Origin of the sequence: Alteromonas sp. S015, from assembly GCF_036864485.1 — a bacterium.
Classification (GTDB): Bacteria; Pseudomonadota; Gammaproteobacteria; order Enterobacterales; family Alteromonadaceae; genus Alteromonas.
In genome coordinates this window covers 317,669-340,436 of sequence record NZ_JAZETO010000002.1, presented here as the reverse complement: position 1 = coordinate 340,436, position 22,768 = coordinate 317,669, and the positions used below count along the sequence as shown (strand labels likewise).

The window sequence follows — 22,768 nt, the reverse complement described above, 5'->3', positions numbered from 1 at the left end:
TTTTCGTTGTGTTCTCTGATGAACGTTTCTCTTTTTTGCAATATCGCTTCAGCCGGTGAAGCATTGCGATACAACTTAGGGACATCGGGCAGTTCAGTGCCATACGAAAATGCTGTCGACGAGGATAGGGCCGGTATTCTAGTTGAAATCCTCCCCCTTATTATGAATAGAGCAGGTATTAAGACAGAAAAAGTCATGCTCTCTACCAAACGTGCCATGCTTGCATTTAAAACAGGCGCGCTCGATTTCGTCTTCTTCAGCCCAAGCTGGCTATCCCCAAATGAATCCGCAGGCGACTTTACTTTTTCAGATCCCATTATAGGCATTACAGAGTACTTTATTACTCTGCCTGAAAATCATAGCCGCTACCAAACCGTTAGCGCCACCTACGGCGACACCGTAGGGATGATTTCGGGCTATGTGTATTTTGACTCTGACAAGTTCGACAGAATGGATTTTCAGTCCGAGAGCAACCTAATGCTAGCCCTGAATATGAAACGCATAGATGTCATTATTATGGAGGAGGCAGCGGCGCGTTACTGGTCTTCAATACACTGCGTAGACATTGCGCTGGGACCCATTCATACAGAAGGAAAAATGGCGTTGCGTGTTCACAATCGACATAAAGACAAACTCCCCGCCATTAACCGCGCCATTGCTGAATTAAAACAAACGGGTCAAATTGATAGAATACTTAATAAGTATTCTGACTTTTCATTATAAGCCACACGCGGTTTCAACATTACGCCGTTGCTTTTTTGCCATAGCCCTTTAAAGCAAATGGAAATTTTATCGATTGGATTAAAAGGCAAAGACACACCAGCGTCATGCCAACCCACCCCACCGACTTGAATACTTCACCAATGAAGAAGATAGCGAAAAGTGTCGCAACCAGTGGCTCAATTAACGTAATAAGCGTAGCTTTACTCACTTCGGTTGTGCGAAGACCATAGCCAAATAGCAAATAACCCAAAAACATCGGCACCACAGCCATGTAGAGTGAAACGCTAATGTGAATAGTGTTAGCAAACAGGTTTTGACCGGTAAACCAGAGGGAAGGCAACAGAACAATTGCCGCGCAGCCGAAAAGTCCGGCCATGGCAGATTTTGAATTTGCCCCTGTCTCAATGTGCTGTTTCGCAGCCCATGAATACCCAGCATAAGTTAAACCTGCAATTAAACCCAATAAAACACCGAACACCTGATCATCTTTAGACACTGACAACGCCGATGCTTCTTGCGCCTTGCCCATGGCTAATAAGCTAATCCCCAGCGCACCAAATACAAAGCTAATAAACCATCTTAAAGTAACGGGCCTTTTACTCAAAAAATACTCTAAGAGCGCAGCAAATAAGGGCGCGCTAGCGATAGATACGACAGTACCGACGGCAACGCCTGACAAGCGCATTGAGCTATAAAAAGCAAGCGGATAAATAGCCACACATGCACTGCCAAACAAAAAGGTCAGTGGTGTAGAAAAAAGAATAGGTGCATCTTTTACCAGTGATTTTCGGGCGCTAACACACAGCAATACACCACCTATGCCCATCGCAAAAGCCCCAATCGCCAGAGGGCTAATTTGGGGGGCAAATTGAGCTGCAGTACCTGTTGTCCCCCACAAAAAGCTTGCGATAACAATTGCTAAAATACCTTTTGCTGCGTCACTTCCCTTCACCGCTTTTACCATTGTTTTTTACCTTCCCACTCTTAACTTTGTTCAACGCTCGCACATTTAATTTTCATACTAAATGTTACCCTTCACTCTACCGGCTTTTTTATTGTGATGAAGATATAAGCCATTTATCGTTTGTGCTTCTATTGCTCAGCGCTCTCGTTCGCTCCGTCAAAAAGTTTCTTGTCAAAATGATACTGAGATTAATATTTTTGTAATTAGTCAAATAGACGCTTCTTTTGACTTTTTAGACGCACTTCACACAACCAACAAAAAACATTTTATTAACAATGGAAATGTACCGGAGCAATTACAGTCAAACTTGAAATATTTATTTCGCAAAATGTGGAAATACCCATAAATTTTTGCCACATTACGCCATTAACAATAACAAAATAGAAACAACCAACCTGGATGGACTTATGTTTGAAATAGAAAAATCTTCGTTTAGACGAAGCACACTTAGCATTGCAGTAATGAGCCTTCTTAGTACTGGCGCAATGGCACAGGATACACAACAAGCGGATGAGGACGACTTTGAGCAAATTATAGTAACAGCAACTAAGCGTGCGGAGTCCATTGAAGACATTCCTTTTTCGATCAACGCACAAACTCAACGAGACTTTGAACGTAGCGGCGCTGGTAACTTAGAAGACGTAGCAAGAAACGTGGCGAGCGTCTCTATTCAGAACTTAGGACCCGGCCAAAGCCAAGTATCTATGCGCGGCGTTTCAGCAGGTCAAATTGTACGAGACCAGCCTGGCGTTAAAGAGCAGGTCGGCGTATACCTTGATGAAAGCGTGATCTCGCTGTCTCTATTTACTCCAGATCTAGACCTTTTCGACCTTAACCGTATTGAAACCCTACGCGGCCCACAAGGTACGCTTTTTGGATCTGGCTCTATCGGAGGAACCCTTCGCTACATTACTAATCAGCCAGAACTGGATACATTTGAAGGTAAGTTTGAAGCTAACCTTAACAATGTTACAGACGGTGGCGTGGGCGGTCACGTAAAAGGTATGGTAAACGTGCCAATCTCAGATACCGTTGCCATGCGTGCGGTGGTATATCGCACCGATTACGCAGGCTTTATTGATGCTCTTGGCGAAAACGGTGCGTTTAGCGAGGACGTTAATGACGGTGATAGAACGGGCGGTCGAGTGGCGTTCATTATCGCCCCCAACGATAAACTCACCATAACGCCACGACTTATCTTCCAAGAGTTGGAAATGAACGGGTTTAACCGGGAAGAGGTGTATAACGTGTTTGCTAATCCTTACACCACGACACGCCCTGCTATTCAATTAGGTGAGCGCGAACAGTATCTGTTGCTTGAGGAAGGGTTTACTGACGAAACCTTGATAGCTGATGTAACCGCTGAATATCAAGCAGACGTAGCCGACTTTACTTTTGTTTATAGCTATACCGACCGCGATATACTGGTGAGTCGTGATGCCAGTGCGCTTTCGGGCTCAGTAAGTATCGACTTAGGTTTTCCGGATGAAGCCGTATTACTACCGTCGAACCTATTGGACAGAACCGAAGTAGAGCAAGATACCTTTGAGCTTCGCGCCGCATCTAATGACGATGGCGCACTAGACTGGCTAGTTGGCGCTTTCTACTCTTCAACTGAACGGGTTTACGATCAATCACTCCCTACCCCAGGCTATGATGCGTTTACAGACGCTACATTAGGTGAAGGCACGTCGGCAGCGGTTGCCAATGGCTTTGAAGCCGATTCGCCGTATAACGCCTACTTGCCTTACGATTTAAAGCAGCTTGCTGTGTTTGGTGAAGTGAACTATCAAGTTAGCGATGAATTCAAAATGACCGTGGGCTCTCGTTTTTACGATTATGAAGAAGAGCGTCAGTTTATTTCCGGCGGCTTATTTGCCAACGGCGACAACCAAACTGATTCGACAGAGTCAGACGGCTTTACCTCTCGTGTCATTGGGCAGTATAGCCTTAACGAAAACGTGAACTTAAATGCCCAGGTTTCTCAAGGCTTTAGACTTGGTGGTGTAAATGACCCGCTAAACAGAAGCTTGTGTACCGACCAAGATGAAGCCATATTTGGTTCATTCCAAGACTACGACGATGAAAAGCTCACTAACTATGAGATTGGCATGAAGTCATCTGGTCGCGGATGGACAGCGAATATCTCGGCTTTCTATAACGACATTGAAGATCTACAGGTTACGTTAGATGCGGGTTCTTGCTCGTCACGTGTTTCATTTAATGTCCCTGACGCGCACACGCAAGGTATTGAATTTGAGCTTACACGTCAGTTTACCGACCAGCTCTTTTTCTCATTAACCGGCAGCATCATTGAAGCTGAGTTCGATTCAACGGTAGTTGACGGTGATGGTGCAGTGTTAGGTGGCGTTGAAGACGGTAACCGCTTAGCGTCTGTTCCTGAACAGAGCTTTGCCATTGCGTTTACTTATGATTTAGCGCAGCCTTTGTTCTCATCAAACAGCACCTATTTTCAAGGCTCTTACCAATATGTGGGAGACCGCATTACTCAGCCTAGCGATCAGGTTTCAGGCGCAGGTATCTTCACATCAGGTCTTGCCTTTGGCGGTGCCACTGGCGCTGAAACAACGGAATTAGATTTGTTGTTAGACGATTACGGCACACTAAATATGAGCTTTGGTCTTACCTACGATGACTACGAAATCTTGTTGTACGCCAACAACCTGTTCGATGAAAACGCACAGCTATCGTTTGATAGAGAGCGTGGAGGACGAGCTCGACTTGGATTCACTGTGAACCAGCCGCGTACCATTGGTGCAACGTTCCGCTATTTCTTTCAGTAAAAACGGCCGATAATTACACTAACTTAGTTAGTGAACTTATCCATTAGACATAAAAAGGGCTGTCGGTAGACAGCCCTTTTTGGTTATAATTGCAAGCGCACAGCTACTTGTCGTGCATAATAAACTCGAGCTCTCCGCCCTGCACTAACTGCGCGTAAGTAATAATGGGAGTTTCGAGTAGTTGGCCGTTTAATTTAACCTCTTTAACATATTCGTTTCCCTCGTTGGTATTCCTCTTAACTACAAAAGGGTGCTTCCCGAATGACAGAGACACTTCTTCGAACTCAGGGGTTCCTAAAACGAACTCTCCTCCCACCGGATTCATAGGGTAGAACCCAATTGCGCTAAATGCGTACCATGCCGACATTTGCCCTAAATCATCATTTCCTGCTAAGCCATCAGGTTGGGCTAGATACATGGTGTCGCGAATTTCTTTAATACGATCTTCGCCGCGATGCTTACTGTCGGTGAACGCATAAAGATAAGCTACGTGATGAACAGGCTCATTTCCGTGTGCATATTGTCCAATTAAGCCTGAAATGTCAGGCGAAACATCGCCCTGAAGCTCTGAACTCGTTGAGAATAACTCATCAAGCTTTGCAACAAACTGACTTTCTCCCCCAAATATAGCTTTCAAACCATCGACGTCGTGCGGGACGAAAAACGTATATTGCCAAGCATTTGCTTCAGTATAGTCAGTCTTGCGATGCTCCACATAAGTAGGATTAAATGGTGTGACCCAGTTTCCGTCTGCATCTCTGCCCCTCATAAATCCTGTACTCTGATCGAATAGGGTCCTGTAGCTATTAGCTCGCTCAGAAAATACGGTATAGTCACTTTGTTTGCCCAGGGCTTTTGCCATTTGCGCGATTGCCCAATCGTCATATGCGTACTCTAGTGTTTTCGATACCGCTTCCAACTCAAGTTCAGAAGGTATGTAGCCATACTGACGATATAAATCGATTCCAAATTTGTCCTGCATCGCAGATGTCGTAATTGCCTGATAAATATGGGAGGGGTCGGCGGTAGTTAAACCTTTTAAATAAGCGTCTACTAGCACTGGGACTGCGTGGTAGCCAATCATTACGTCAGTCTCGTTAGACATTAAGTCCCATGAGGGCAAAAGGCCCGTTTCATCATAGAAGGCCAAAAGAGACTTAACGATATCGTCTACTCGCTCAGGGTTACTAAGGGTTATTAATGGCTGCTGAGCTCGGAATGTATCCCACAAAGAGAATAGCGAATTGCGCTCAAACGTTGTGTCATTATGGGTTGCACCGTCGGCGCCGAAATAGTTGCCATTAACGTCGTTAAATGTCTGAGGAGCGACAAACGAATGATAGAGCGCGGTATAAAACTTAGTTTTGTTTTTAACATCACTATCTTTTACTTCAAACTTATTCAGCTGATTAGCCCATGCTAACTCTGCATCAGCTCTGATGTCATCAAATGTTCTATCTGCAAGTTCAGCGGCGAAATTCGCTTCCGCCCCATCAATACTTACGTAAGACAGTGCAACTTTTGCTTCTACGTCTAGACTCGGATTAACATTGAAGTTCAGTACGAGCTGCGTTTTCTCAGCCTGGATGTTGTGACCATCAACCGCTTTCTGATCATCGTAAAATTGATAAGTAAACGGTTGATTAAATACCGCTTTAAAATACACAGGTTGATTACGTGCCCATCCTGTAGAAAGTCGGTAGCCAACAACCGTTCTTTCATCCACTACGCGCATGAAACTCACAACAGGCTTATCATAATTTTGCGCGTAAGCTAAATCGATAAGTAACTGACGTTCATTTCTTTCGTCAAAGTTATACTTGTGCATTCCCCCACGGCGTGTAGCGGTAAGCTCTACATTGACGTTTTCTTCAGGTAGATAAAGCTGGTAGTACCCAGGTGACGCTGCCTCATTGTCGTGTGAATAGTGTGTAAAAATTCGTCCTTTTTCATCTTTATCCCGTTCACTGTAGTCTCCATTGAAAGGCATAAAAAGAATATCGAGTAAATCACCTACGCCGGTACCCGAAAGATGAGTATGACTGAAACCGACTAACGTATCATCAGAGTAGTGATATCCTGAAGTCCAGTCCCAGCCTTTAGATGGATTATCCGGGCTTAGCTGAACCATACCAAATGGTACAAGTGCACCAGGGAAAGTGTGTCCATGCCCTCCCGTACCAATGAAAGGGTCAACATAGTCAACCACCGCATGATCAGACGACTCAGTAGAGACAGCCTTAGATATCGACGCTTTTTTTGCGTTGGACGCACAGCCAACTACCAGTAATGTTGTCGAAATGCCAATAAGAAGACGGCGCTTTATCGTTTGTTTCATATCTTTCTCAATCTTTTAGTTTGTCTAACCAATTCCATTTTAGGAACCACATGGTAATAACAGCTATTAGCAGGGCCGTAGCCACACCGTCCCAGTCTCTTATAACCAGATAAATAGGAAGCACGACCAAACTGATCTGCCAAGCAACGCCCACCAAAATATTAGCAACGTCTCGACCCGCATTGTCATCGCGTTTGAAGTGAGGGTCATCGGCCATCACTTTTTTTCGAATAGGCCCCCAAGCCCCCCATGGTCTTACTTGACGGTAGAAATTGCATAGCACATCTTCGTCTTCAGGCGGCGTCAGAAGTGTACCCGCCACACACCCAGTTAAACTCAAGCCAAGCAAAACGGGGAATGCCATCAAAGGATGGACGTCTGGCATCAGAAGGGGTAGGAATAGCGAGCATAATAACCCTGCAATCATTCCCCAAAAGTAACCGTACGCATTGAATCGCCACCAGTGCCATTTGAGTAGGTTTGCAGCGGCATAACCACCAAACAATGCGCCAAATATCCATTGCATAATATCGTTAATTGAGCCCAGTATTAATCCAAGAGCAATACCTATAGCCACCATAGTAAAACTCACGAAATAACTTACTTTTACGTAAGTCTTCTTATCTGCGTGAGGTCGAAAATAGCGCTTGTAGATATCATTAACAAAATAGACAGGGGCAGCATTAACCGAGGCGGCAAACGTAGACATGAAGGCAGCAAGCAAGCCCGCGATAAGCAGACCCGTCAACCCTACAGGAACAAAGTTGTTAATGGCATAGGGCAGTATTTGCTCAAAATCAAAATCAGCACCTTGTGATTGAATTTCTGGCCCCATGTACACGAGTGCGAGTACTGTGAGGCCTGCCACCATCATATAACGAGGCAAAAACATCACTAGCGATACCAGCCCACTCATCTTAGCTGCCTCTTTCGGAGATTTGGTAGCCAAAATTCGCTGCATGTCGTAGTTGGGCACAGGGCCGGCCATCGAAAACAGTGTGCCTTTAAATAGCATCATCATGATCATTAAACCGAAGAGTTCAAAACCGTCGTTATGGATTTTGCTATTAACGCTGTCTATTAATCCTTCCCAATTTAAATTTAGCTCCCAGCCGAACGTGATGCTCGACCACCCCTGAGGCGTCGCAGACTCAATCTGCGATGGAGTAACTAGATTCATAGCAATTATGCCTACCGCTATTGCGGCAATAGTCATTATGATAAATTGCAATACTTCCGTGAATACGACTGAATACATTCCACCTTTAATCACATACAAGGTTGTAATGGTGAAAATCACGAGTGCATATATGTCCGGAGAGACTTCCCATGGAAAAAAAATAGCCGCAAATTTACCAATACCTTTAAACGCATAAGCGATAAAGCCTATTGCACTGATGAGAGCAAAAATCACCACGATTAATTGGCAAAGCTCTGCACTCTTGCCTTTCCCAAATCGTGTTTCCAACCATTGCGCCCCCGTCATCACGTTTGAGCGGCGAAGCCAAATAGACAAATACACCATCAGAAATATTTGGTTAAAAATGGGCCATATCCAGGGTAGCCAGGCGCTTTTAAGGCCATAAACAAAACACATCGACACCAGCCACATGGTGCCGGTAATGTCGAACATGCCTGACGCATTTGACACCCCCAACGCCCACCAAGGAATTTTGTTGCCAGCTAAGAAATAAGCGTTCATATCTTTGCTGGCTTGCTTTGATATATAAAATCCCAGTCCGAGCGTACCTAATAGATAACCAGCAATAACGACTAAATCTATTACACTTAAATTCATCTAATTACCCTGTATAGCTGTCCACTAGAGATTGACACTCAATGGCATCAATTAACTGTTCTCGCGCGTCTAGCGGTGTTGTTGTGAGAGGTAGGGAAATGACTTTAGTCTCACCGGCAAGAAGATCAAAGAAGTTATCAGAAAAATTGACTGTGAGATCAGGAACATCTACCAATACATGACGATGTAAAACGGTAGAGTGCACAGTTACATAAAGCGTATTTTCTTTGATCTCAGCACTAAGGTTGATTCCTTCCCTTGGTAAGGCTAAAGAACGATGAGGGACCAAGTAGAAGTGTGCGCGGGCTAGTTCTGTGTCTTCACGAACCAGTGAAGCAACCAATACAACCTCTTCCAAAGCAAAACCGTTCAACGCTATTTTATTTAAAATAAGTAAGCATTCGCTACTATTGGCTGCAAGTGAAACGTCGTTAGCCTCGGACCATAAAACCTTCCCTCTGAAGTCAACAACCTTAAGCTCAAGGTTAGCATCTAGGTTTTGCAAACTATCGTTCACCCCCTGAACGTTGACGCAGTCCTCAGTCTCTGTAACCACCAGTACGTGTTGAGCAAAGCTCCTTTTTGCTTGGTAGTGCAGTGCTTTCCACTTCCCGTAATAGTCTATACCTGACCATGATGCTGCCGGCCACGTATCGTTGAGCTGCCAATACAAACTCCCCATGCAAAAAGGCATAGCGGATCTATGCGCTTCGAACGCTAGCTTTAATCCTTCAGCTTGTTGCACCTGGCTCAAATATAAGAGCTGCTGGAAATTTTTTGGCGGTAAAAACTCTGTATCCATGTAGCTATGGATGAGCTGATTGCCTCGCGGGTGTTTTTGATGCACTCGTAAAACATCCGACTGCAAATCCCAATCGCCAGGGACTGTAAACTTCTTGAATGAGCTCTCAATCGGAAAAGATTGAAAGCCATATTCGCTCATAAATCGAGGGATGCGCTTCTGATATTCGCTGAACGGCTGCTCACCGTGCCATACTCCCCAAAAGTGATGATTAGCAATATGGTCCGCGTCTTCTTCCCAAAAGCCGATAGGAGATGAACGCATATAGAAACGAGCACTATCAAACTGTTCAATCATTGAGGGAAGCAGTTGATCAAATAACGCTTTGTAGTCTTGCTTCAGCCCGGCATACACCTCTTCGGAATAACCAAACTTTTCGGGCCATTCCCAGTGCTTTATCGCCATATCCACTTCGTTATTACCACACCAAAGCGCTAGACAAGCATGGTTGCGCAAACGTTTAATGTTGTACTCTGCTTCCCTCCTAACATTTTCTAAAAATGCCGTATCACCAGGGTACAAAGTACATGCGAACATAAAGTCTTGCCAAATTAACAGACCTTTCTCATCAGCTAGACGATAAAACGCATCATCTTGATAAATGCCACCGCCCCATACACGCAACATATTCATGTTTGCCGATACCGCAGAGTCCATCAACGCCGCATGACGTTCTGTCGACATTCTATTCAAAAAACTATCGGCAGGGATGTAGTTCGCCCCTTTCATGAAAACCTTGTGCCCATTTACTTGCAGGAAAAAGCTGACACCAAGATCATCAGGCTGATTAATGACTTCAATAGTTCGTAAACCAATACTTTGACAATAACGATTAAGCGTTTGCTGCTGGGATGTTATCTCAAATACAAAGTGATACAGGAATGCTTCACCCATCCCATTTGGCCACCAGCGTTTTGGCTCATCTATCTCCAATACGATTTGTGTACCGTTATTTTCAAACGCGCTGTGAGTGACAGTAGTAGTAAACCCAGGAATCTGCTTGCATGTCACTTCAAGTTGGCTGTTAACGGGAAGTGCATCATCTAGTGTAACATCAAAAGAAATCGTAGCTTTAGCATCATCAAGTGATATCAGGCGATAGTACACATCCTCAATGCGTGTATTTTCAATAGATTCAAAAGCAATATTTCTCCAAATTCCACTTGTAACGAACCGTGGGCCCCAGTCCCATCCAAAATGGCAGGGCGCCTTTCTGCAATATACGCTTAACTTTTCCTCTGACTTGTCGTTTTCGGCAGGATAGGCATACCCTGCCGCTTTGTAACGTGGCATTGTTTCTAATATTGGGGAGCGAAAGGTAATTTCTATATAATTGTCCCCAATGCGTAAAAACTCTTTTGCTTCAATGCGGTGACCCACAAACATATTATCTGTGCTTGCAAGGCGCTGACCGTTTATCGAAATATCACAAAAAGTATCTAGCCCTTCCGCCACCAGCTGAATACGAGGCGCAGATAAAAATGTGTCATCTAAAACAACCGTTTTTCGATACTCCCAATCCTCCTTTTCAATCCACTGAAGTTTGCTTTCATTATCACGGTAAAAAGGATCGTCAATCAGTCCTGCAGACATTAAATCTGTGAAGTTACATCCAGGAACTGTCGCTTTGTGCCACAATTCAGTTCCAGCTTGCCTAAACTCCCACTCTCCATTAAGTGAAAGCGTGCGAGTATCTTGCGTAGATGTGGTATTAGCCATAATTTTCATATCGTCTTGATTAAGCGTCGCCAAACTATTGAATTTCTATTGATAGAGCGCGACAGGAATTATAAAGTCGGGACAGCTTATCGTTGCTGATTAACCCGTTTTCGAGTACGGATGAGAAGCAATGTAATGAGATACCATTGTTTCCATTGTTGACTAGAGATTTGCTCTGCCCCAGTAATGATGAAATGATGAAAGGCGCATTTTCAGGAGTCACACCGCCACCAACGACCAACTCAATGTGACCGCTCGCCGCCGATTTAAGCTTTTTCAACATTGCCAAGCCTTTGTCAGCACCTAAGCCGCTACCCCATGGAGTACCTGAGGTCAAAACTCTGGTTACCCCCATATCAATGAGTGGAAGTATAGATTTTTTAGGGTTAATAATGGCGTCAAACGCCCTGTGGAAGGTCACCGATAAACCTTGTCGTCTAGCCCGGTTAAGTAGTGCCGCCGTATTCTTGTGGTGCAGCGACAACGTTTCATCAAGCGCACCAAACACTACACCGTTCGCACCGAGAGAAGCCGCCGTATCAATACTAAGCATCATTGCTTCGCATTCACGTTTCGAGTAGCAAAAGTCACCTGGCCTTGGTCTTATCATTACCATCAGCTCTTTGTGATTGAAGATGCTCCGCGCTTCAATAATTGCCGTACGCGAAGGTGTGAGGCCTTCGCAATGCATACTGGCACACAGTTCTATACGATCTACGTCTGCTTGTTTCAATTGCTCAAGGTTGCTGGTAAACGCAGGGCTATCAGCATCAACACAAACTTCTAATGGAATCATTGAGTTACCATCAATTTACCTAGCAGCCCATCAACTGCCACGTTACCTTTTTCTGTAATCAGACCAAGCTCAAGAACTTGTTCTCCTGCGAGCGCACTCAGCGGGAACGTACTCGACTGCCAGTCCTTTGAGCTAGATAGTGAAAAGGTCCATCGTTTCTTGTTGGCATCAATTAAGTAAATTGCCATTCCAGACAGTGAATTTTTTGTCGTCACTAGTAATTCACTGTCTTTCGTAATTGCAAATCGCGTAGCAAAAAGAGGCACCCTCACACGCGAGCCTTCGCCCTTAATTTTGAGTGAGCTCCCACCCTGAAACGCATCATCAAAGTGATAACCTACGTGGAATGGTGAATTGGGTGATGCGCCAAAAATGGCAAACTGCCATGTCGGAAGCGCGGTTTGTGCGGCCATATCAGACCATGGCGTAGTAGTTTTATGGCCATTATCGAATAAATGTAAGCCATGCCCTGTATTAAACGATGTCGTGAATGGCAAGGATAAATGAGGCGTTGAGGCACTCAATCTACTTGCAATTCCTGGCCACCCTTGTTTATCGAGGAACGCGAGATTGAGGTCGTCACCAGCAAAAAGGCGCTGTTCGGTGGCATAGTATCGAGCATAATCAGTGCTATCTTGTTGGAACAGACTAAACGCTTCGCGCTTATCATCGCCGCCAAAGTTATAATTGAAATTGGGCGCAAAGATTGCGATTGATGTTTTCGCACGACCATCAAAGAAAAGCCAGTTATACCAATCTGTTACAACGAATGCAGTTTGTGCATTACGCTGTGGCCACATATCTGCGCCAGTGTAGATGTCGTATGCTGAGCGTCCAATTTTTTTCGCATGGTTAACAGATTCGTCAACCATGCCTTTATTCCACCAGTAATTCAGAAAAATGGCATCGCTAGAACGTAGGTTTTTGTCGCTCAAGAAACGACTATTGACATCATTAAGCTCGTTTTGCCATTTTACCTCTCCTGAAGCGACCATTGAATCATACCAATGTATTTCCATTCCTGATGGCGCATTGGCAGTAAGGTATTGCACGAAAGCCAGCATTTTAGTGGCTAGCTTTTGACCTCGCGCATAATTTTTTTCGCCTTCCACAAGGTTATTATTTTGATCTTTAACTGAGGTAAGATCGGTTTCTTGGTTAATAAGCCAACCGTCAAAACCATAAAATTGCGCTATGCGAATAAGCTTGTCTGCAAGTAAAAACCGCCCTTCGGCGTCCTGTATAAGGAGCTGTTCGACTGTGTCGGCGCTCCCACCCCACTGCGCGACCCCAAGAAAAACTGAGCCAATGACTTTTACGCCGTTTTTGTGTGCGGCGTCTACCCACGGCTTCGCTGGAATTTGTACCGTATGCTTCGCGGTACCGGCGAACCAATTGAGTATGTCTATGTCAGACCAATGGGTGAAATTGTAAAGGTTAAACTTGGGTTGACGTGCGAGATAGTTTCCAAAGTTGTTCATGCCATCTGGTGCATAAAGCACTTTTGCGGCTCTATCTTGAATTACCGGATTTCCGTCATTTCCAAATAACGTAGCGGTGTCCCTCCTTGCAAGAGGTATTGTAGCTACGTTTCGGCTATCTACCCATTTTGATTGAGGTGACCACTGTTCAAGTTGCTCAAGTGTGAGCGCAAATGGCGGGCTATTCGGCGTAATAGTTTCTTGGTTCGACGTGGCCCATGACGATGAGACGAATAGTGCCACTAGCGTTGTCGTTACTAATCTATTCATTGTTTACGCTCCTTTTAACAAACTATTACCATCGATGAGTTGAGCGCCGTTGCCGTCGTGAACGGCATAGTTAAAACCAGGTTGAATGCAGTGCGCCCCGTATTCGCCCTGTTTATTTAATGCCAAAAATCCTACCTGGAATGCTTTGTAATCTCCTAGTTTCAACGCGATTCGTTCTACAGCGCCTTTACATGCTTCTGCTGGAGATGCCCCTTGACGCATAAGCTCAACCACTAAATGACAACCTACCGTCTTCATCATTAGTTCACCCATCCCTGTAGCGGTAGCCGCACCTACTTCATTATCAACGTATAAACCGCTGCCAATGATAGGCGAGTCACCCACCCTTCCGGGCAGTTTGTACGCCGCTCCTGACGTTGTACAAGCCCCCGATAAATTTCCCTTCTTATCGAGCGCCAACATACCTATAGTGTCGTGGTTCTCTATGTTAATTTGCTGAACTTTTCTCGTTTTAAGCCAATTTTTCCAGTCTGCTTTGGCCTCTGCGGTTAGCAGATTTTCTTCAATAAAACCCTGTTGCAGTGCAAAGGCTTTCGCTCCTTCTCCCACAAGCATGACGTGTGGGGTTTTATCCATAACGCGGCGCGCAACAGAAATGGGGTGTTTAATTCCTTGAAGGTAGGCAACTGAACCACAATTCATATTCTCATCCATAATGCAGGCATCAAGTGTCACGTTACCTTCACTATCTGGGTAACCGCCATACCCGACCGTTCTTACCTCAGGATCTGCCTCAGGAATACGTACACCAGCTTCAACAGCATCAATAGCGCGTCCGCCACTACTGAGCACATTCCACGCTGCTGCGTTCGCTGGAAGGCCATGCTCCCACGTTGAAACAACAATAGGGCTATTCGGCTTAGTAGAAGCTTTAGCTGAAGTGGGTAAAAACACCCCTAACGCACTCGTCAACGCTGAAAGCTGTAAAAATTTGCGTCGTGTTGTCATTGCGGATCCTTTTGAGCACTGTCTTTGTTCAATATGGCTTGTTGCAGCAATAATATGGCTCCCGCCTGTGGAGAACCGTGCGGAGATATAATGTGTTGTTTTAAATCGTGGGGTAAGCGCGGGTAAAGCGCGTGCGCGACGCTGCCCACCAAAGCAATATTAGCCACGCCAAAATTAATCATTTTAGCTATCACATGTGCTGCGAAATCCGACGCTTCATTTATAAGTTCATTAGCCACTGTGTCGCCTTTATCAGCTGCTTCGAATACAAAGGGAGCGTATTTTGCAAAAACACTAGCGCCAGCGTTAACCGTTTGTTGTGCCAGTTCTATAGCATTTTTTTTATTGAGAATTAGGCGTGTTAGTCGTGTATCTGGGCCTAGTTCATCTACGGCGAGGAGTACCGCTTTTATCGCTTCCAAACCAAGCCACGAACCACTTGCCTTTGCATTAATAGGAAATCCCATACCGCCTAAAGCAAATTGCTCTTTGCTTTTTATTGCCATCGCACTGAAACCAGTACCGAGGATCAATACGCCTCCATCTTTCCCTTGATGTGCGCCAGCGACTGCGGCATGAAGATCCGTTGTTAAAGTTAAGAAATCAAATGGATGGTCCCATGCGTTCATGACATCATATATATAAGGCAAATGAAGTCCCGAAAGACCCGCACCTACCGAGCATTGAGAAATGGCGTTCACGTCCATGCCCGCATTTGATAAAGCTTGATAGCAAGCCTCTAAAATGGATAGTTTTGCAAGCTCAACGTCATTTACCGGGTTCGCTGGACCACCCCATCCCTCGCCCAATATTTTGCCTTTTGAGTCTTGTAAAAGTGCGCGGCAGTGTGACCCACCACCGTCAATACCAATATATAAAGTCATTTCACGCTTTTTTTTGATATGAAAACGTTGGCGATGCCAGAACGGCACCGCCAGATTTTACCTTACTGATCAGGACCAATAAGCTCTACTTCAGACAACACGACTGTGCTGCTTCCGTTTGTCGCTGTGATATTCAAGCGATAGCTACTATAGGCAAATCCATTCGCCATATCGAACAAGCTTCGCTCGTAACCACTATCCCATGTTTCACCCGTCCAGCTTGCGATGGTTTGCCAAGTGCTGCCACCATCGTTAGAACCAACAAGGTTAAAGTCTGCTGGGGCAGAAGCTGTGTCACCGCCGATACTAAGTGTCATGTTATTAACAACTTGCGAGGCTGGCATATCAAATTGAATCCACGCGCCATTTTCAACAGATGCAGACCAACTTGTGTTTACATCGTTGTCAACTGTGCTTTGTGGGGCATCACCGCTACTCGCTGTTGCTGTTGTACCCGATTGCGAGGTCAAATCAATTGAGCTGTAAGTAGGACCAATCAATTCTATTTCGGCAATTTGCATCAACGTGTCATCGCCGCGGTTTTTAGTGACATTAAATCGGTAGTAAGAAAAACCGAGATCATTACTAAATGCAAACACTCTGCGCTGAAAACGATCATCAAAGTCTTCCCCAAGCCAACTCGACAAGGTGACCCAATTCGTACCGTCATTAGACGCTTGCACATTAAAGTTCTGAGGGTCTCTACTCTCAGCATCGTTAGCGCTAGTCAGCGCCAACTTATTAACTGTAACTGGCTGAGTGAAGGCCACTTGCGCCCATGCCGGGTTTTCTGATGTAGGTGCACCAGCCCAATCGTTATGGTCAAGCCATTTAGTTTCCGGATCGCCGTCAAATGCTTTTATGCCCGACTCCCCTTCGCTTATAGCATTGCGCGCAGTAATGCTAGCGCCCGCCGCCATGGCGTGATTCACATCTGGCGTAACAGGGCCAATCAACTCTATTTCAGAGAGCTGCATTAGCGTAACATCACCTTTATTTTTCGTAATGTTAAGACGATATTTGCTGTACGCTAGAGAGTTATTGGCCGTAAAAGTTTGACGTTCGAACCGTTCATCAAAGCTTTCCCCAATCCACTCACCAAGCAAGAACCATGTTTCACCACCATCATTACTCCCCTGTAAATTGAAGTTTTGTGGGTCACGTTCAGGCGCATCGTTGGCGCTGGTAATGGCTAATGTGTCTACGGCAACAGCTTCAGGAAATACAACTTCGACCCAGGCTGGATCCTCGTCCGAAGGCACGCCACCATTGTCTAGCCATTTTGTCTCGAAATTATTGTCGAACGCCATCGTCTCGGCTTCGCCATCACTGATACGTGCTCGTCCAGTGACGTCAATACTTCCCACCGGATCGGTATGGTCGACTGAAGGATGAATTGGCCCTACTAACTCAATTTCACTGAGCTGCATTAGGGAGTCTTCACCACGGTTTTTAGTAATATTTAATCGATAATAGCTATACTCGATACCATTGGTGAAACGGAATTCTTTACGCTGCAGTCGCTCATCGAAACTCTCTCCGATAAACTCAGCCAATGTCACCCAGCTTTCTCCATCATTAGAAGCGACTAGGTTAAAATTCTGAGGGTCGCGACTTTCTGCGTCATTCGCGCTGGTAATAAATAAGCTATTTACAGCATGTGCCTCAGCAAATTGTATTTGTATCCAAGAAGGGTCTTCGGCCGTTGGTGTACCTTCCCAATCGTTGTGGTCTAACCATTTTGTGGTCGGATCATTATCAAATGCTTTTGCCTCAGACTCCCCATCGCTGATTCGATTACGAGCAGTAATGGTTGCAGACGCTATGTTAGCTGCGCTCGTTACTTCTTGAACGGGCCCACTGCTTGGTGCCGCCTCTTTAAACGCCAGCGTAACATCTATTATGTCTTCCGCTGTCAAACCAAACTCAGCGACGAGTGGCATAGCTGAAATTGAAGCTAACAAACGCTCTCTAACGGGGGCAAGCTGTGTCTCATCGCCGTCTCTTGCCGCGGCAATTGCCGTTAAAATAGTATCGGGCAGAGTAGTGAAATCTTCATCAGCCGCAATGTTTGCAAATGCAGCGTTTAGCAACGATAGCTTAATTACGTCTGTGCTCACCAAAACATCTGTGCATATTGACGCCTGTTCATCTGTCGCTTCGCTACACTGTTCACCGGTAACGAAATTTTCGTACGCCTCCGCACTGACAAGAGATGTGTTAAATACATTCGCTCTTAGGTTAGACCCCAACGCTTTTAGTAAAACACCTGAATTGTCGGAAAGCGCTAGTTCAAATAGCTCCCGCACAGATACATTGCGATCGCCGGCGATGTCTTGTTCCACTAGCGCTGTAGCCAGCGTCGTAAGTGCATTCGCCTGAAATGTTGCGTCTGATGTTCCATCAGCATCATTCGCATAGGGCACATCGACGTAGCTCATGGTGGTAAACACACTGCCCGTAAGCGGTGCTCCTGACAGACTCTCGCCTATTGTCATATCTGCGCAATTAGCCGCATCACATATCATCGCAGTATCACTATCGGCTGTAGCTGTAATCTTAAACATGCTACTTACACCAAAACCTTCTCCACCTGTCACACTGAAGTCTGCTTTGCCGTTAGTGTTTGTTCTTACCTCTCCACCATCGATTGAAATAGCTGAACCATTCATTTGCTCAACTGAAATCACTGCGTTACTGATGGTTCCTTTGACGACTGTGCCAGATATATCTGCCGACGTGGTTTCAATCACTTTGGGTACATCTTGAGGGTCGGGCGTGTCAGCACCACCACCGCACCCATATAAACTCGCTAAAGATAGTGCAATAAAAGCAGGGAGTGGTTTTTTCGTAAATGTTTTCATGATTCTTCCTTTACAATTCTTTTCTGTCTTAACCTGATTGTTTTTTAAAACCGGTATGTTGCACCAGCGTAAAAACGGCGACCCGCATAGGCGTTTTGCACAAATCGCTTATCGGTGTCATCTCCCAAATAGGTGTAGGTGTCAGATTTAGTTAAATTGATTACAGAAGCTGAAAACACAAGATTCTCAGAGAAGTTATAACTTGCGTTCAAGTCAACCTGAGCATAAGGGTCTTGAAAGTAATTCTTCTCCCAACTCGCGTTGTAACCCTGCACAGTTTTACCCCTGCGGTTGTAGGATGCACGAACGCTAAATAAATCGTCTTCATAGAAGATTGAGAAGTTCATTTGGTTTTTTGAACTACCGGTTAGCGGCGATTCACCTACTTTTTGACCGTCAAGTTCTACGTTAGCTTGATTAGTATCGTTATAGGTGTAGTTCGCATACACACCGAAACCATTGTCAAAGAAATGCTGAATGAAGACTTCCATTCCTTGCGAGCTTGCATCAGTACCGTTTGCTGATGTGCTGAATTCTCTTACCGTAAAATCATCACCACCTGCAGTAATCACTTTGTCGTTAGCATTTGGCAGGGTAAATTGACGCTCCGGCCCACTTTGCGTAATGTCTATAATTAACGGCACAACAAAGTTATCAACATCTTTCTTGAATAGTGCGAGCCCCATACCAGAGCCTTCACCGTAGTAATATTCTAACGACATATCTAACTGAGTAGACAAGAAAGGCTGCAAGTTGTTATTACCACCCGATCCAGTCCAACCTTCGCCGTCGATTATCTCGTCGAAGTTAGGTTCACCTGAACGGTCAGCTGAGTATTCGCTAGATGTATACGTAAGCGTTTGAAACTGACCTAGCTCATCGTATCCAGGTCGTGCCATTACTTTGGCTGCCGCACCACGCAACACCCAGTTATCATTAATTTCCCAGACGATGTTCAAACTCGGAAGCACTTCGGTGTAGGTATTTTCTTTCTCAATATATACAAAGTCTTCTACGCGCTGCTGGTCGATAGGAAGTTCAGCACCATCGTCGTCAGTCCAGTCCAAGCGGTAGGTAATTTTGTCTGAAGACCCAGAAATGGTTTTATTGCGTACAACGCGCACCCCAACGTTACCGCGGATTTCTTTATAGCTATAGTCAGCTTGCACGTACGCGGCTGTAATCTTTTCGTTTACATCGTAAACATAATTATCTTCAAAGCGTGTGTAGTGAACAAAGTTCTCGTTTACGATGTCTCGATACTTGTACCAATCAACTGCGGGGAACAGGTTGGTGTTAATCGCGTCGGACAAGTTATCAAGAGATCCTGACAATATCACATCGGTGATATTAGGAATTCCGCCATTGCGTGAGTAATCGTCGTCTAGATCGATAGTACCCGCGGCTTCTTCGCCCGCTATATCAAAATCTGGAGATAAGTAGAAACTGTTACGTGTTTCACGATGTATTTCACCGTCTCGGTATTTCGCACCAAACACCAGCTTTTCTACTACACCCCAATCGACATAATAATCGACATCAATGCTGGCATACGTCTCTTCCTGCGTGCCCGATACAAAGCTAGAGTCTGTGGCCCCCACATCGGCATCACCACCTATTCCCGCTTTCAAGTTGTCAATGGCACTTGGGTCCATATAAGTGGTCATTTCTTTATTCGTCAAATCCCACCCGTAATAGCTTGATGCTTCATTTAAATAGTAAGCAGCGCGAAACTTTTCCGACGGACCACCTTCTGCTTCGGTATGTCCGGCAGACATTTTCACATTAAAAACGTCCCCCTCGTATGAAGCAAAAAAGTCAAAGGTATCTGACGTTGATTCTTCAATCGTATACTCACCATTTATACGCGGAATAGCAGATGGCATAAATGTGCCGCCTGCACCAGAGGCGTAATCAATTCCTGTAACGTATTCAGCTTCAGCGTCAACTCGGATATCTGTCCAAAAATTGTCGTTGTTATTCCACTCTGGGTATTCAAGCTGGTTTAAAATAGAGTCCTGACCTAGCGTAAAACGGAAATAGTTCATGCCTAATTCAAGGCGGTCTGTAGGTCGCCATTGCGCTGTTATCTGCACGCCTTCTCTTTCACGCTGCTCTTCAAGGACCTCTTGCACCATACTTTGCGGCGCATAACCTTGTGCGCCACCGTCAATGGTTTGTTGATTAACCATCTCTGTATAGTAAAAGTTCTGGTTGAGAATATTGACTCTCGAACTTTGAGCTCGGTTGATACGGTCTTGCTTGGTATAGCCAACAAGGAAACCTAAGTCCTCGTCGTCATTTTTCCAAGAGTAGATACCGCTAAATTGTGGCTCATACTTGTCAGTAATATCGGCGTTTGTATATTCAATATTGAGTATTCCCGAATTAGCTTCCATTTCTAACGGTCGACGAGAATGCATGATTACTGTGCCGCCAATACCACCTTCATCAAGCCTCGCTTCTGAGGACTTATACACTTCAACGCGCGAAATCATCGTAGATGGAAGCAATGCATAGGAAAAAGAACGAGAAGGCTCGCCAGGTGAAGATGCTATAAAATTACCGTTCAACTGAGTAAAAGTAAGATCAGACGATAAACCGCGAATACTTACTGTTGCACCCTCGCCACCATCGCGCTGAATGACAACCCCAGGAACGCGCTGAAGTGAGTCAGCCACGTTTTTATCGGGAAATTTACCAATGTCTTCTGCAGTTATGGCATCTACGGTTGCATTGGACAATCGTTTAATAGCCAGGTTTTCCGCGGAGGAAGCACGTATGCCACGTACTTCAATTACTTCCGTAATTTCTTCATCTTCTGGTTGTGTGTCTTGAGCGTGTACTGAACCTATAGCACCTAAAACCGATAGGCAAAGTAAGGATTTAACGAAACCGCGTCTTAACGGGGTATCATACAGAGCGTTCCTGGTCGCCATGATTTTCTCCACCATCTAATGTAAAGGTATACAATAAAAGCAAGGGTGAAAAGTAAACCCAAATTAAATCAATACCTTGAGATTAATTATTATATTAAAATGTAACGCTTACTATAGAAACAAATGTAATCGATTACAGAAATGATACTATGATGATAAAATAACCATGTCAACCAAACATTAACAATTTAGTCATTTTTTTTACGCATAAAAGGTTTGTTCAAAAAAAAGACAAACATATTTTTTCAATATTTTCTTATACTTAAAATAACCGAGGAACGTAAAGGTTACTGCGAAAGTGATTGTGTAAAAAAGATTAATTAAAGATGTAAACGTTGGCGATACCTAACTACTCAGATATCACTTTCGTCTGCAGAATTTCGAGCTGGCCCGGAGCTCTGTCGTTCTAATAATTGAAAAGGCATTATTTCACGTGAACGTCGCAGGGGCTCTTGACGGATCTTTTTAATGAGTATTTCAACTGCACGTCTTCCCATTTCATAAGCGGGTTGATCGACGGTTGTAAGAGGCGGATCCAAATAGCCAGATACCTTAACATTGTCAAAGCCTGTAACTGAAATGTCGTCAGGAATAGAGAAGCCCTGACGCTTGAGCTCATGCATTGCACCGATAGCTATATCATCATTCAAGCAAAAAATAGCGGTCGGCTTGGTCTCATTAGACAACAGTTCGCGTACACCCTCTATTCCTGTTTCTATCGCATAACTTTGGCCCACTATATTTTGCTCTAATAAAGGGATACCTTCTTCTGACAAAACCCCGTTGATTCCCGCTAGTCTGTCACGATGAATTTGGCTGGTGCGCTGACCCGCAATAACACCAAATTTTGTATGTCCGTATGAAACAAGGTGATGTGCTAGAGCACGTCCCGCAGCATAGTTGTCTAGCTCTACGTAGGGAAATTTTCTATTTCCCTCAATACGTTCGCAAACGCTTACCATCGGCACGCTTTCAGCCAGTTCTGCATCTTGCTCCGAGAAAGGAAAGGAATGATCAAGTTGGATAAGTCCATCTGCACGGTTTGACAAAACCATACCTGCATAGTCATTTTCACGGCTTGCTTTACCCTGAGTGTCACCTAACAAAACCGAGTAACCGTGCTCTTGAGCAGCCTGTTCTATACCTTCTATAATCCGCATGAAGAAAGGGTTAACTAGGTTTGGGACCAATACAACAAGGGAATTAGACTTGCCTGTTTTTACACTTGTCGCCATCCAGTTAGGCCGATAGCCAGCAGCCTTTACTGCCTTCATTACCTTTTCACGCGTCTGCTCTGTAACCACATCGGGCATTTTCAGGGTTCTAGACACCGTTGCTGTCGAGACGCCGGCCAGTTCACTCACCTTTTTAATATTCGTCATAGACTAATTTTTCTTCGATAAAGGAGATCGTATAA

General features: G+C 44.8%; 13 protein-coding genes. 2 read left to right on the top strand and 11 right to left on the bottom strand.

Annotation, left to right across the window (positions count from 1 at the left end):
• Positions 1-18: 18 nt before the first annotated feature.
• Positions 19-723, top strand: a complete 705-nt coding sequence (locus tag V7R42_RS05510; RefSeq protein ID WP_334019195.1) for a substrate-binding periplasmic protein — start codon at positions 19-21, stop codon at positions 721-723.
• 19 nt (positions 724-742) lie between these two features.
• Here V7R42_RS05510 and V7R42_RS05505 read toward each other — a convergent pair whose 3' ends face one another.
• A complete protein-coding gene (locus tag V7R42_RS05505) occupies positions 743-1,687 on the bottom strand; it encodes a DMT family transporter (RefSeq protein WP_334019194.1) in 945 nt (314 codons plus the stop codon).
• Between the two features lie 407 nt (positions 1,688-2,094).
• On the opposite strand from V7R42_RS05505, the gene V7R42_RS05500 reads away from it, so the two are divergent.
• Complete coding sequence (locus V7R42_RS05500) at positions 2,095-4,491, top strand: TonB-dependent receptor (protein WP_334019193.1); 2,397 nt, start codon at positions 2,095-2,097, stop codon at positions 4,489-4,491.
• Positions 4,492-4,594: 103 nt separating this feature from the next.
• Here V7R42_RS05500 and V7R42_RS05495 read toward each other — a convergent pair whose 3' ends face one another.
• From V7R42_RS05495 to V7R42_RS05450, 10 genes are all read right to left on the bottom strand, one after another.
• Positions 4,595-6,829, bottom strand: a complete 2,235-nt coding sequence (locus V7R42_RS05495; RefSeq protein WP_334019192.1) for a GH92 family glycosyl hydrolase — start codon at positions 6,827-6,829, stop codon at positions 4,595-4,597.
• A gap of 7 nt (positions 6,830-6,836) precedes the next feature.
• Positions 6,837-8,627, bottom strand: a complete 1,791-nt coding sequence (locus tag V7R42_RS05490; RefSeq protein ID WP_334019191.1) for a sodium:solute symporter family protein — start codon at positions 8,625-8,627, stop codon at positions 6,837-6,839.
• 4 nt (positions 8,628-8,631) lie between these two features.
• On the bottom strand, positions 8,632-11,148 hold the full coding sequence (locus tag V7R42_RS05485; protein WP_334019190.1) for a beta-mannosidase: 2,517 nt from the start codon (positions 11,146-11,148) through the stop codon (positions 8,632-8,634).
• Positions 11,149-11,182: 34 nt separating this feature from the next.
• Positions 11,183-11,944, bottom strand: a complete 762-nt coding sequence (locus V7R42_RS05480) for a copper homeostasis protein CutC (RefSeq protein WP_334019189.1) — start codon at positions 11,942-11,944, stop codon at positions 11,183-11,185.
• Entirely contained in the window at positions 11,941-13,695 is a 1,755-nt protein-coding gene (locus V7R42_RS05475) for an endo-beta-N-acetylglucosaminidase (protein ID WP_334019188.1), read from the bottom strand. Before V7R42_RS05475 ends, V7R42_RS05480 begins: the two co-directional genes overlap by 4 nt.
• 3 nt (positions 13,696-13,698) lie before the next feature.
• Positions 13,699-14,664, bottom strand: a complete 966-nt coding sequence (locus V7R42_RS05470) for a N(4)-(beta-N-acetylglucosaminyl)-L-asparaginase (RefSeq protein WP_334019187.1) — start codon at positions 14,662-14,664, stop codon at positions 13,699-13,701.
• Positions 14,661-15,548 (bottom strand): BadF/BadG/BcrA/BcrD ATPase family protein, encoded by an 888-nt coding sequence (locus V7R42_RS05465; RefSeq protein ID WP_334019186.1) that lies wholly within the window; start codon positions 15,546-15,548, stop codon positions 14,661-14,663. Before V7R42_RS05465 ends, V7R42_RS05470 begins: the two co-directional genes overlap by 4 nt.
• 62 nt (positions 15,549-15,610) lie before the next feature.
• Complete coding sequence (locus V7R42_RS05460; protein WP_334019185.1) at positions 15,611-18,412, bottom strand: discoidin domain-containing protein; 2,802 nt, start codon at positions 18,410-18,412, stop codon at positions 15,611-15,613.
• 44 nt (positions 18,413-18,456) lie between these two features.
• The gene (locus tag V7R42_RS05455; RefSeq protein WP_334019184.1) at positions 18,457-21,351 is read right to left on the bottom strand and encodes a TonB-dependent receptor; all 2,895 of its coding nucleotides are present in this window, start codon (positions 21,349-21,351) and stop codon (positions 18,457-18,459) included.
• A 353-nt stretch (positions 21,352-21,704) separates the two neighbouring features.
• Positions 21,705-22,733 carry a LacI family DNA-binding transcriptional regulator gene (locus V7R42_RS05450; RefSeq protein WP_334019183.1) on the bottom strand — a complete coding sequence of 343 codons (1,029 nt, stop codon included), beginning with the start codon at positions 22,731-22,733 and terminating at the stop codon, positions 21,705-21,707.
• Positions 22,734-22,768 lie beyond the last annotated feature (35 nt).

What these genes read in the sequence shown, in the direction of transcription:
- V7R42_RS05510 (WP_334019195.1), top strand. Translation starts at nt 19, where the DNA reads ATGAACGTTTCTCTTTTTTGCAATATCGCTTCAGCCGGTGAAGCATTG.
- V7R42_RS05450 (WP_334019183.1), bottom strand. Translation starts at nt 22,733, where the DNA reads ATGACGAATATTAAAAAGGTGAGTGAACTGGCCGGCGTCTCGACAGCA.
- V7R42_RS05470 (WP_334019187.1), bottom strand. Translation starts at nt 14,664, where the DNA reads ATGACAACACGACGCAAATTTTTACAGCTTTCAGCGTTGACGAGTGCG.
- V7R42_RS05500 (WP_334019193.1), top strand. Translation starts at nt 2,095, where the DNA reads ATGTTTGAAATAGAAAAATCTTCGTTTAGACGAAGCACACTTAGCATT.
- V7R42_RS05485 (WP_334019190.1), bottom strand. Translation starts at nt 11,148, where the DNA reads ATGGCTAATACCACATCTACGCAAGATACTCGCACGCTTTCACTTAAT.
- V7R42_RS05465 (WP_334019186.1), bottom strand. Translation starts at nt 15,548, where the DNA reads ATGACTTTATATATTGGTATTGACGGTGGTGGGTCACACTGCCGCGCA.
- V7R42_RS05475 (WP_334019188.1), bottom strand. Translation starts at nt 13,695, where the DNA reads ATGAATAGATTAGTAACGACAACGCTAGTGGCACTATTCGTCTCATCG.
- V7R42_RS05490 (WP_334019191.1), bottom strand. Translation starts at nt 8,627, where the DNA reads ATGAATTTAAGTGTAATAGATTTAGTCGTTATTGCTGGTTATCTATTA.
- V7R42_RS05495 (WP_334019192.1), bottom strand. Translation starts at nt 6,829, where the DNA reads ATGAAACAAACGATAAAGCGCCGTCTTCTTATTGGCATTTCGACAACA.
- V7R42_RS05460 (WP_334019185.1), bottom strand. Translation starts at nt 18,412, where the DNA reads ATGAAAACATTTACGAAAAAACCACTCCCTGCTTTTATTGCACTATCT.
- V7R42_RS05455 (WP_334019184.1), bottom strand. Translation starts at nt 21,351, where the DNA reads ATGGCGACCAGGAACGCTCTGTATGATACCCCGTTAAGACGCGGTTTC.
- V7R42_RS05505 (WP_334019194.1), bottom strand. Translation starts at nt 1,687, where the DNA reads ATGGTAAAAGCGGTGAAGGGAAGTGACGCAGCAAAAGGTATTTTAGCA.
- V7R42_RS05480 (WP_334019189.1), bottom strand. Translation starts at nt 11,944, where the DNA reads ATGATTCCATTAGAAGTTTGTGTTGATGCTGATAGCCCTGCGTTTACC.